We start from the raw sequence: 11,378 nt of genomic DNA on the forward strand, positions 1-11,378 counted from the left end.
ACTACCGCGCCTACGGCCAAATCGCGAAGCTTGACGTTAACACCGTCAACAACCCGCTGCGCTTTCAGGGCCAGTACTTCGATCAAGAAAGCGGGCTGCATTACAACCGCCATCGCTACTACAATCCGGACAACGGTCGCTACCTGACGACCGACCCGGTGAAACTGGCGGGTGGGCTGAACGGATACCAGTACGTACCTAACCCTACGGGGTGGGTTGATCCGTTGGGGTTGAGTACGTGCCCGGGTGGGGATGGGTGTAAACCGGCGACCAAGGTTCAGAGCCCCGCTGGCAAAGCTACAATTGATCCCGGCGAACCATCTACCCCACAGCCAGGAGTAACAGTAAGACAGGCAAAAATCGAAGAGTTGACTGAAAAAAATGCGAAACGTCGAATTACGGAATTCGAGGGTAAGTACGGAATGCACATGGTTACCAAACATGGTCCTGAAGTACCCCATGCTGCACTGGTCCAGCGAGCGATAGATGGTACTGACCCAATAACTGGCTACACCCCACCAAAATCAAAAGGCAATCCCAGCTCTCAGTTCACAAGTTGGAAAATGCAGTTAAATGCATGGATTGAGGCGACCACAAGAACCGATAGAGGCATGACCCGATATACAGGACTTGACGATAAGAAAAACCACATAGTACGAATAGAGCAACCTGGAGCGGGAAGAGGCTACAGACCCAATAAAAATGATAAACAGAATCCTGTATTTAATAACTCCATGAATGGCGCCGAGATGAAATTTCGGCAAGACGGAACCCCCTTCACACTATTTCCAATAGAAGGAAAATAAAATGCTGTTCCATCCACTTTCAGACCACCTACCTTTCGACGCAAGCTTGAATTATTTCGTAGGAATATTTGATATATATGACCGAGAGGAGACAAAAGGTGTAGAGCTCGCAAAATACAACCCAAACGATCCAAAAGATAGAAAAGAACTGATACTCAAGTACTGCCTCGACCCAGACAAAATTTTTTCATATAGGCACAAATACAAACTAATGGAGAACTTAGAATTCGCACTAACCACGAAAAATTTCGACTTTCATATTTATTTTGAGGACAATCATGACGAGTACACATCTATGGCCTGGGACGAGACCGAAATAGATGATCCACGAGGATTTTTCGAAGAGGTTTTTAGATTAGCTAATAAGGAATGGGAAGATGACATCCAGAAGGCCAGCCTAGAAGATCAGTCTACTTGGTAAGAATCAAGATCTTTGGCGACTGCCAGGCCGCCATCGCAGACAAGCCAGCTCCCACATTTGGTCTGCGTACAACCATGAAATCTTTGTGACCTTCAACATAAAGTGGGCGGATATATTTACGTACAACTTCAAGATAAAAGGGACGTACCTATTTACGTAAAATCTCAAAAAACAAAATAGATCCGCCTCCGTTACACAAAGTCAACAGCAAAGCTGGTGCGATGCCTTCTATAGACATGGAAAAAGTCATTGGCGAGGGATATAAAAATGATGGCCTTAAATATGGTACACAAACCAAAGCAATTGTGGTTCTCGACAAAAAACGGCAAGCCCATTACCGCCTTACGGAGTTTGGAAAATGAAAAAGCCACCTAACCTTTCGATAATTCGAGGCCTTCTATTCACATACAGCACTGAAAACATCAAAGACTTAGAAATAGAAGAACTTATCGTCTCGAAAAACGTGAACAACACAACAGAACTATCAGAGCTTTTCGATACCCTAACCAAACCAGAGTTTATTTCATATACAAAGGACGACCAGAATTGGCTTATTAGTACCTTAAGTCATTACTTGTCCACCGATGATAACTTCGACTCCGTTTTCTACCTATTCGATACATATTTTGATGATGAGGTTTCTGATCATCGCCAATTTATGAAAGTTTTACTTGAGTGTTTGACACGATATCAGACGGAAGCCACAGAGAATAAATTCGACTAGCCAGTAGCAATCACAAACACACAACACACTCTGCAAATAAAAATTAAATAGATCAGTCCCTTTTACTCCTAATAGAGAGCACCCATGAAATCACGTAAAATCACCATCATCCAAAACAACAGTCGTGAAAGCGCAATAGTCGAATACGAGGGAGGAAAGCCAAACCTTACACTATCACTAAGTAACGGACTTAAAAAAATCTATACAGCCAAAGACCTATACGACTGTTTTGGCCTAGCTAGATCAGACTTTAAAGATATAAGATTCTTATGCAAGGGGGCCAAAATTAATGTACACACCTCTGGAATGTCATCGCACATGTCAAATGGGCTTGTTGCTTACGAACTTACAATGGGAGAGCCCGACGGCGAACTAGTCCATATTTTCGATCACGAAGAAAATGACTTAACCAACGACATTCAGGAGCAACATGATTTCTGCACACGCTGGGCAGCCTCTTTCTAATTGAGCTCGGCATCCAGGTTGCCGATAAAGCGATAAAGGAGACGAATCTATTTACGTACAATATTAAAAATCCGCTCGGGCTGATGAGCGCGCAGAGGAAAACCACCTACCTACGCTTAGACGTAGCACGAGCGTGCGATGTCCTCATCCAGCGATTGCGTCGTACTTCCCAAAGCCCAAAACCTCATACCACCTACTGCAACCGACTAGACCGAAAATCCTTAGGCGACACCTCAAACTGCTTCTTGAACGAGCGACTAAAGTGCGCCGAATCAGTAAACCCCCACTTATACGCAATCGAGGTGATCGACTCACTGCGCAGAAACGGATTAGTCAGATCATCAGCACTACGCTTGAGCTGAGCCCGCTGGATGTAGCGGCAGACACTGTCGTCCTGCTCTTCAAACAACCGGTACAAATGCCGCACCGAGATATTCAGTCGATTGGCCAACCCCACCGGGCTCAGTCCAGGCTGGGTCAGGGATTCATCAATGACTTTCTGCACGTAGCTGCGCAGGTTGCTACCCTGCAACACCCCGCAGTCGTCCCGTTCATCATCCTGCTCAAAAGCCGAGCCAAGCAGTGATACAAACGCCGCCTGCAAAGCCTCGACTTCGCCCACGGCGCCTTCGCCTGCCTGGGTGTCCTTGCACAACTGGTCCATCAACACATGAAGCATCCGCCCACAGGCCTTGCTGGAGGATATCTTGCCGAAGGTTTTGGGTTGGCTGCCTAACTGCCCATTCGGCGTGATCACAACCACTGCTCCAGCCCATTTCACCGTTGAACAGCACACCGCCTTCGGTTTCTTCTGTACGGCCGAACGGTGCGATGCTGCTGCTGGCCGTGGCATCCGGGTTATCGCCCCAGACCTCTTGCTGCAAGGTGGCCGAGAACAACGCCAGTTGATGGCTGTGGGTACAGAGCAGGCTCATCGCCCAGGCGGTGCTGGCGCAAGAGCCTGCGAGCAGGGCAATGCAGTCGGCAAATTGCGGCAGCATATTTCCATGCCACCGAAAGTCTTGGGCTGGAAGGCACGGTGCATGCCGATGCTTTTGAGCAGCGTAATGTTTTCGTCAGGAACCTTGCGGTCCTGCTCGGCGCGAAAGGCATTGGCGGCGATGGTCGGCAGAATGGACTTGAGGTCTTCAAGGAACGCGTTTGGCTTTTTCATGGATGGCCCTGCTTATTATTGGATGTCCTGCACCTGTTCAAAATCGAGGAACGGTGCTGGATGCAGGGCAAGTATGGGATCGGCCCATCGAGACGAAAATGCACCTTCCACAGCCAAGATTGCACTTTTCACAGCTGACGGTCTGATCGAGCTGGCAGCCACAGTCAAGCCCCGGCAGCCACCTCTGGTTAACCTCAGGCTTTCCTTTATTCGTAATCAGGAAACCCCATGAGCGATATTCCCCTGCTACCCCAAGTCGAAGCCTTCCTGGGTCGAGACTACAGATTGTTTATCGACGGTGGCTATGCCCAGAGCCATTCCAGCCAGACCCTGGAAGTCATCAATCCCGCCACTGGCAATGCTATCGCCCGTGTCGTCGATGCCGATCACGTCGACATCGATGCGGCGGTGGAGTCAGCCAATCGCGGTTTCAAGCTGTGGTCCCAAGTCGCACCGGCAACCCGTGGCAACGTGCTGCTGAAACTGGCGGCCCTGCTGGAGCGCCACCGCGAGGAACTGGCGCAGATCGAGACCTGCCAGTCGGGCAAGATCATTCAGATTTTCCGGACCTTTGAAGTCGACCAGGCGGCGCACTTCCTGCGTTACTACGCCGGCTGGGTGCACTGAATATCGGCTCACCCCTGGATGAACGCACCGAATTCGGGCCGGTTACCCATCGTCAGCATCAGTTGAAACTCGAAGGTTTTTTCGCCACCGCACGCGCTGAAAACAACACCATCATCCACGGAGGCAAACGGATGGATCGGCCCGGTTGTTATGTCGAACCCACGGTGATTCTCGCCAACAGCGCCAACGACACCTTGCTCGACCCAGCGGTGCCGTTTGGTGGCAACAAGTCCTCGGGCATGGGTCGGGAGTTTGGCGGTGCGTTTATCGAGGATTACACCGAGCTGAAGTCGGTGATGATTCGCTATTGAGCCCTGGGTGACCATAGAAGCTTGCTCAGTCAGGAATCAACGCCTGCGCCTCAATCTCGATCAACCACTCGGGCAGTGACAGGCCGCTGACGATGATCCACGACGATGGCGACAGATTGCTCGGTGATGTCGGGGCCGACAGTGTTCTCGTCGGCGTCCACACCCACCTGGCCAGACAGCAGAATGCGCCGACCGTCGCGCACTTTGATGGCCTGGCTGAAGCATCAGACGCCAAACCTGAGGTAGCGGACGAGCGTAACCGTCACGGTTAAGACCGCTCCTCCAGCCTGTACCTCAAGAAACGATGATCGGCTGAAAACAGCCGTCGGTAGGTGAGCAGTACAGCCCCTACCGTGCCCAATGCCGATGACGCGGCGATCAGAAACATGATGACGATCTGGTAACGAACCGCGTCCGCCGGGCTCTCTCCCGCCAACACCTGGCCGGTCATCATGCCCGGCAGGCTGACAATGCCGACCACCGTCATCTGGTTGAGGGTCGGGATCATACCGGCCCTGACGGCCTGGCGGATCGCATCCTGCGCCGCCTCCCACCGCGACCCGCCCAACGCCAGGATCATTTCGATGGTGTTGCGTCCCGAGGTCAACTCCTGGGTCATGCGTTCAATCCCCAGGGACACGCCAGTCAGCGTGTTGCCGAGGATCATCCCCAGGATAGGGATCGCGTACTGCGGCTCGTACCAAGGATGAATGCGGATAACGGCGAACAACCCCACGGCAGTCACCAGCCACGAACTGCCCCACACCGACACAATGCTGTCGACACGCTGGCCCGCATACGTGCGCTTGCCCCGCCCCGCTGCCGACATGCCGGCGATCAGGGTCATCAAGCACATCAGCGGCAACACCACATACCAGTAGGCAAACTCGAACACCCAGCCCAGCAGGTAACCAATCGCCAGCAGTTGAACCACCGTGCGGATAGCGGCCCAAACAAGTTGCCGCTCAAGGCCCAGCTTCAGCAGCAGTGACAGCGCACCGTTGATGAGGATCAACGAGGCGGCGATAGAAATATCCAGCGCCGACAGGTTTTGATAGTTCATGACGGGACGGCTCCGGTTAACACACCGGCGCTCATGTGCAACCGGGTGGTACTCATTCGTTGCGCCTGGGTCTGGTCGTGGGAAACCCAAATGTAGGCATGGGCCGAACCCGAGCCGTTGTCAAACCAGGCCTGTATCAAGGCCTCAACCTCTAGAGACGATGCAGGGTCGAGTGCCGCTGTCGGTTCGTCCAGCAGTAGCACCTGCGGGTCCAGTTGCAGTGTTCTGATCAACGAAACGACCTGCGACTCGCCGCCCGACAGATCAGCCGCCATTTTTGACAGGAATCCTGGCTCTTTTCCGGCATGGGCCAGCAGGACTTTTACCGCTTCCAGATCGAAGTCCAGGTGCTGCCAGATATTGAGGCTGTAGGGGAGACGCAGGTTATCTTCCACCGTGCCGTCAATAAGTGCCGGCCGCTGCGAGAGGTAGCAGATGCGACTGCGATACCTAGGTATTAGCGCGTTGGGGACGGGTTGGTTGTTCCACAGGATGTCTCCAGACGTCGGCGCGTCCAGCAAGGCAAGCGCCCTGAGGAAAACGCTTTTTCCCGAGCCTGATGAGCCGGTGATGGAGATACGGTCTGCGCGGTACAGCTTGAAGTCAGTAGTGTGCAGCAGCTGAGCCTGATGGCGCTCATCCATTCGCGTCAGTGCCCTGGCTTCGATCAACGGGTAAACGGTGTCCGTCATGGACTCAATCCTCTACTGAACGGCTTGCAATCAAATACGCCACTGCCTATATTCCCGCAAGGCGCCATCTACGCCTCCATCCGCGGAAAGGGCTGCGCCCAGGACCTTGACTGAATACCACATCTCTACGACTCCCAACCTTAAAGCGGACAAGGTTTGTGCAAGGAGATCGTATGTCGCAACATCCAGCATCCTCGTCCCATGACGGCCGTATCAACCTTGAGCAGCAACGCAAACGCGCCAAGGAACTTCTGTTGCGCATGAAAAGTGGTGCGGCGCCCGAACAACTTTCCCTGATCCCTGGCGGCCCTCCATCCTCACCGCCCATCTTGTCCGACGCCCAGTGGCTGATCGCCAGACAGTTGGGTTTCAGTAGCTGGCCCAAACTCAAGGCACACGTGGATGCGGTTGATTTCGCTGCTCGCCATCCAGACTTTGCGGCGAGCGATGAAGCGCTGACCACCCACTGGCGATGCGGCAACGATATTGCGCATAGCCTGCAGTTGGCGGGGTTCAAGGGCCACTTTCAAATGCTGTCCGACCCATTATGCATGGGGCCTGTTCCAAACCTGCCTGCCGAACAATACCAGGCAGTACGCAGCCGCTATATCAGTGAGGCGTTTGAGATGGACAGCGCCGATGTAGCGCGCAGACTCAACGACGAATACAACCACCTCACGTTATTGGCCAACGACGAACACAGCGTGCTGTGGTGCGAGGCGGACGCCTACGACCAACTGTTCCTGATTCGTGCCCTGGCAGGACTTGAGCGCGTACCATTCAAGCTTGAGCTGATAGAAGTCGACCGCATCCCCGGCGTCCAGCGCTTCATCGGCATCGGCCAACTGGCTCCCGACGTATTGGCCTGGTTATGGCCGCAGCGCCGCCCCATTGATGAACAAACCGTACAACTGGCCCGGCAGGCATGGCTGGCCTATTGCGACAGCTCACCGGTCAAACTTGCCGAACTCGCCCACGGCACGCATCGCTGCTTGCCACTTCTAGCGCCGGCACTGCTGCGCCAGTTGCAGGAACTTCCGGGGGTTCGGGACGGTTTATCATTGACTGAACACCTGGCGTTACAATTTATAGAGGAAGCAGGCCCGGTGGCATTCGCCAGGGTTTTCGCCGAGTTAATGGCCCAGCGCGAGCCGCTGCCGTATCTGGGGGATTTGATGTTCCATGCGCTTATGCGCCCGCTGATTGACTGCAAGACGCCGCTGTTGACCGAGTCAGATACCCATCTGCAATGGCCCCGGAGGTTGCTGACGCTGACACCGCTGGGGCATCAGGTGCTGAAGGGAACGGCGTATTGGCTGGACCATGGCGCCAAGGAGCGCTGGGTAGGTGGCGTATGCATACAGGCCGGCCAGCCTCATTGGATGGTTGATGATCGGTGCATGCCTGTGTGGCGTAATTGACCCGCAGTGTCTGGAATACTTCACTGGCGGCTGTGTCACCCAGCAATGCTAGCGAACCAGGATTTTTCCGTTTCCTCTATCTTCCCCATGCAACACTGACGATGGCTATCAACTAAACATGCCCTCTTGCGAAGAAAACGGGCAAAATTCCTACCTTCTAAAATGGAGTGAATGCATGAAGTTGCTCAAAGGCGTAATTCTAGTTGCTGTACTGCTTATAGTGAGCGCTGGCGCACTGGGGCTTTTCTACGTCCTCCCTCAACATGATGTGGTGCTGATCACGGGAGTTGAAGTCAAGCGGGTCGACCACGATGGCGTCATCAATGCTGAAAACCCAGCTGATGGCCCGACCAGGGACGTTTATTTCATCAACACCGAAGACCCAGACTCCAAGAAAGTCATGGTCTACCGCAATGAAGATACTGGCTGGTCCTTCCCCTGGTATTTCAAGTTCGACTCTGCAGACGTCCAAGCGAAGGCCCAGGGCTACTCTCGTGATGCTGAGCAGTTGGCGATCATTCGGTACTACGGATGGCGCATTAAGATATTTTCGGTTTTCCCAAACATCACCGCTATCGAATCCACGAACAGCCGTGCGGAGCCATTTCCATGGTTCAATACGGTGTTCTTCAGCGTAATGACGCTAGTGCTTATTTTTGTAGCTCTGTTCGTAAAGCGTCGCCTGAAGCGGCGTCACCAGACCTTGGTAAATTGATCCAAGTCCTACAGATGACATGACCCTGTTATAAAAAATCCGGCCATCCGCCGGATTTTTTGTATCTGACAATTGATCAGCCGCTTGATCGAACGACAGGCACAGCCAGCCATGCATGCGTAAAAGGCAGACAAGAAAAAGCCCCGCTCGAAAGACGGGGCTTTTTTTCAACCCTTTGGGTTAGCCAATGCTAACGCCGTGGGCTTCAGCCAGAGGCTTCAAGCCGCCAGCAAAACCCTGGCCGATCGCCTTGAACTTGAACTCTTCACCGCTGCGATAAAGCTCGCCGAAGATCATCGCGGTTTCGGTCGAAGCGTCTTCGCTCAGGTCGAAACGCGCCAGTTCTTTACCGTCAGCCTTGTTCACCACACGAATGAAGCTGTTGGCAACCTGGCCGAAGGTTTGTTTGCGGGTTTCGGCATCGTGAATGGTGACGGCGAATACCAGCTTCTTCACCAGCGGGGCCAGGGAAGTCAGTTTCACAGTCACTTGCTCATCGTCGCCTTCGCCGGCACCGGAGCGGTTGTCGCCCATGTGCTCAACGGAGCCGTCAGCCGTTTTTTTGTTGTTGTAGAAAATGAAGCTGTTGTCGTCTAGCACTTTGCCATTTTCGCCCACGACGAAAACCGACGCATCGAGGTCGAACTCGGTGCCGTCAGTGACGCGAGGATCCCAGCCCAGACCTACGACTACTTCAGTCAGGCCTGGTGCTTCTTTGGACAGGGATACGTTGCCGCCTTTGGAGAGACTTACAGCCATGATCAATTTCCTTGCTCAATGGACGTGGAGTTTAGAAGTTCATACCGAACGAGTTGGCCAAAGCCTTCAGGCCACCGGCAAAGCCCGAACCAACGGCGCGGAATTTCCACTCACCGTTGTTACGGTACAGCTCGGCGAAGATCATCGCCGTTTCGGTCGATGCGTCTTCCGCGAGGTCATAACGCACAATTTCAGCACCGCTGATCTCGTTGACTACGCGGATGAACGAGCCACCGACCTGACCGAAATTCTGCTTGCGAGCGTCAGCATCGTGAATGGTGACCGTGAAAGCGATCTTGTCGATATCCGCAGGTACGCGGCTCAGATCGATTTTCAGCACTTCGTCGTCGCCATCGCCGGCACCGGTGCGGTTGTCGCCGGCGTGCTCGATGGAACCGTCAGCGCTTTTGAGCTGGTTGTAGAAAATAAAGTCGGCGTCGCTACGTACTTTACCGTTGGCACCCAGCAGGAACGCGCTGGCGTCCAGGTCAAACTCCGTGCCGTCGGTAGCGCGCGGATCCCAACCCAGACCGATCAGAATCTTGGTCAGTGTCGGATCGGTCTTCGAGAGGGACAGGTTGCCGCCTTTTTGAAGGGTCAGTGCCATGAGTACAACTCCTTAGTGGGTAATGTATTTGACGTTAAGGTTTTTCAGCTTCTGTTTCTTCCTTTTGCGGGAAGAGCAGACTGGCAAAAACACCAATGGCCAGAACCACGACAACGATGATCAAACTGGTGTTCGGATCAATGGTGTAGCCGTGTTGGAAAATATGGTCCGTCGCACTCAAGCCAAGTTTTACGGCAATGAAGAACAGCAGTGCGATGACGGCTTTTTCCAGGTGCACCAGATAGCGTTTCAGGGCTTCCAGCACAAAGTACATGGTCCGCAGACCCAGAATGGCGAAGAGCATGGCCGAGAAAACGATCAATGGTTCGCGGCTGACGGCGATGATTGCCGGGACAGAGTCGAACGCAAACAGCACGTCGGAAACTTCCATCACCACCAGGCAAAGGAACAACGGAGTGGCGAACAAACCGCCTTTGGCGGCCAGGGACATGCCCTTGTTTTCTGGTTTGGTCAGTTCGGCTTCCAGGGTCTTGCGACGCACGAAAAAGTCATGACCATGCAGTTTCGGCCACACAGGGAAGAGTTTCTGGGCGAAACGGTAAGCCATATGCGTGGAGTAATCCTCTTCTTCTTCGTCGTCTCCACCGCTTCTGAGCATCATCACAGCGGTCCAGGCAACGATCAGGGCAAAGACCACCTCGACCCACGGCCCCAAGGCCAACAGGCCGGTACCAATGGCCACGAAGATCAGGCGGAACACGATCGCACCGAGAATGCCCCAGTACAGTACGCGGTGACGCAGACCATTCGGCACCTTGAACCAGGCGAAGATCGCCATGAACACGAACAGGTTGTCTACGCTCAGGACTTTTTCAAGGGCGTAACCGGTGATGAACAGCGTAGCGACTTCCGAACCGTGCTCGAAGTACAGGAACCCTGCAAAGGCGAACGAGATGAGGATCCAGAACACCGACCAGGCCGAGGCCTGGGCCAGGCTGATGGGTTTGTCACCACGATGGGTAAACATGTCGATAATCATGGCGCCGAGCGCCAACGCCACGAACACGGCGATGGTCAGCGGGGGGAAACCCAGTTGGCTAACTTCCACAGTGTCGTTCCTTACAGTTCAAAGTCAGCTGGGGGAAGGCCCAGCTCAAGGCAGATCAGGCGGCAAACGGCTTTTTCCTTGTCGTCAAAATTGCCGTCCGAGGCACCGATAGCGCAGGCGACACGAACGAGCAAGCGTCCAGCACCGTCCTTGCCTTTGATCTTGCTGATGTTTTTCAGGGCTTCGGCCTGACCGATCTGAAAGTCGAACTCGAACTTGGCACAAGCGTCGTTGAAGACCTTGATAACGTCGGTCAGATTGAACACTTTCAGTTCAGGCGAGTTGCTGATGAATCCGGCCATTTTCGTTTTTTCTGCCGAACTGACTTCACCATCAGCCGCTGCAACCATGGCACAGCTGTTGGCGACCGCTTCCATGAACTCTTTGTTCTTGAACTTGGCCACCTCGGTGGTCAGTTTCTCGCGGGCAAGCGCCGCATTGGTTTTCAGCCATGACAACATGTTGTTCACCTCAAAGGCGGACCGGAATGGTCCGCCGCATTCAACTTTAGTTTGATAATCGGA

General features: G+C 53.6%; 12 protein-coding genes and 4 pseudogenes. 7 read left to right on the forward strand and 9 right to left on the reverse strand.

The annotated features are described in order from the left end of the window. From FQ182_RS26120 to FQ182_RS26135, 4 genes are all read left to right on the forward strand, one after another. Positions 1–806, forward strand: an 806-nt coding sequence (locus tag FQ182_RS26120; RefSeq protein ID WP_149415131.1) for an RHS repeat-associated core domain-containing protein, incomplete at its 5' end; no start/stop codon positions are given. Position 807: 1 nt separating this feature from the next. Beyond that, entirely contained in the window at positions 808–1,227 is a 420-nt protein-coding gene (locus tag FQ182_RS26125; protein WP_149415130.1) for a hypothetical protein, read from the forward strand. Positions 1,228–1,585: 358 nt separating this feature from the next. Continuing rightward, complete coding sequence (locus FQ182_RS26130; RefSeq protein ID WP_149415129.1) at positions 1,586–1,951, forward strand: hypothetical protein; 366 nt, start codon at positions 1,586–1,588, stop codon at positions 1,949–1,951. 84 nt (positions 1,952–2,035) lie between these two features. Beyond that, positions 2,036–2,416: a hypothetical protein gene (locus FQ182_RS26135; protein WP_149415128.1), complete on the forward strand. Its 381-nt coding sequence runs from the start codon at positions 2,036–2,038 to the stop codon at positions 2,414–2,416. Between the two features lie 193 nt (positions 2,417–2,609). On the opposite strand, the pseudogene feaR reads toward FQ182_RS26135, so the two are convergent. Next, positions 2,610–3,155: pseudogene (gene feaR / locus FQ182_RS26140) on the reverse strand (transcriptional regulator FeaR); the annotation flags it as partial. Continuing rightward, a pseudogene (locus FQ182_RS26145) lies at positions 3,151–3,590 on the reverse strand (flavin-dependent monooxygenase); the annotation flags it as partial. The pseudogenes FQ182_RS26145 and feaR, both read right to left, overlap by 5 nt. A gap of 228 nt (positions 3,591–3,818) precedes the next feature. On the opposite strand from FQ182_RS26145, the pseudogene FQ182_RS26150 reads away from it, so the two are divergent. After that, a pseudogene (locus tag FQ182_RS26150) lies at positions 3,819–4,528 on the forward strand (aldehyde dehydrogenase family protein). Positions 4,529–4,553: 25 nt separating this feature from the next. On the opposite strand, the pseudogene FQ182_RS26155 reads toward FQ182_RS26150, so the two are convergent. From FQ182_RS26155 to FQ182_RS26165, 3 genes and pseudogenes are all read right to left on the reverse strand, one after another. Beyond that, positions 4,554–4,737: pseudogene (locus FQ182_RS26155) on the reverse strand (hypothetical protein). Positions 4,738–4,796: 59 nt separating this feature from the next. After that, positions 4,797–5,591 (reverse strand): iron export ABC transporter permease subunit FetB, encoded by a 795-nt coding sequence (gene fetB / locus FQ182_RS26160; RefSeq protein ID WP_149415127.1) that lies wholly within the window; start codon positions 5,589–5,591, stop codon positions 4,797–4,799. Next, entirely contained in the window at positions 5,588–6,283 is a 696-nt protein-coding gene (locus tag FQ182_RS26165; RefSeq protein WP_149415126.1) for an ATP-binding cassette domain-containing protein, read from the reverse strand. The genes fetB and FQ182_RS26165 overlap by 4 nt, the downstream gene beginning before the upstream one ends. Before the next feature lie 173 nt (positions 6,284–6,456). Between FQ182_RS26165 and FQ182_RS26170 the strand changes: the two genes are divergently transcribed. Both FQ182_RS26170 and FQ182_RS26175 read left to right on the forward strand, forming a co-directional pair. Further along, positions 6,457–7,704, forward strand: coding sequence for a DUF1835 domain-containing protein (locus FQ182_RS26170; RefSeq protein ID WP_149415125.1), 1,248 nt, complete (start codon positions 6,457–6,459; stop codon positions 7,702–7,704). Between the two features lie 175 nt (positions 7,705–7,879). Further along, on the forward strand, positions 7,880–8,419 hold the full coding sequence (locus FQ182_RS26175) for a DUF1523 family protein (protein ID WP_133102773.1): 540 nt from the start codon (positions 7,880–7,882) through the stop codon (positions 8,417–8,419). A 180-nt stretch (positions 8,420–8,599) separates the two neighbouring features. On the opposite strand, the gene FQ182_RS26180 is transcribed toward FQ182_RS26175, so the two are convergent. Genes FQ182_RS26180 through FQ182_RS26195 form a run of 4 tightly spaced genes read right to left on the reverse strand, consistent with a single transcriptional unit; the run spans position 8,600 to position 11,315 of the window. Continuing rightward, positions 8,600–9,178 carry a TerD family protein gene (locus tag FQ182_RS26180; RefSeq protein ID WP_149415124.1) on the reverse strand — a complete coding sequence of 193 codons (579 nt, stop codon included), beginning with the start codon at positions 9,176–9,178 and terminating at the stop codon, positions 8,600–8,602. A 31-nt stretch (positions 9,179–9,209) separates the two neighbouring features. Next, positions 9,210–9,785, reverse strand: coding sequence for a TerD family protein (locus tag FQ182_RS26185; RefSeq protein WP_133102779.1), 576 nt, complete (start codon positions 9,783–9,785; stop codon positions 9,210–9,212). 34 nt (positions 9,786–9,819) lie between these two features. Then, positions 9,820–10,854, reverse strand: coding sequence for a TerC/Alx family metal homeostasis membrane protein (locus FQ182_RS26190; protein ID WP_149415123.1), 1,035 nt, complete (start codon positions 10,852–10,854; stop codon positions 9,820–9,822). Between the two features lie 11 nt (positions 10,855–10,865). Continuing rightward, the gene (locus FQ182_RS26195; RefSeq protein ID WP_133102781.1) at positions 10,866–11,315 is read right to left on the reverse strand and encodes a tellurite resistance TerB family protein; all 450 of its coding nucleotides are present in this window, start codon (positions 11,313–11,315) and stop codon (positions 10,866–10,868) included. Positions 11,316–11,378 lie beyond the last annotated feature (63 nt).

It is taken from the genome of Pseudomonas sp. ANT_H4 (assembly GCF_008369295.1).
GTDB lineage: Bacteria > Pseudomonadota > Gammaproteobacteria > Pseudomonadales > Pseudomonadaceae > Aquipseudomonas.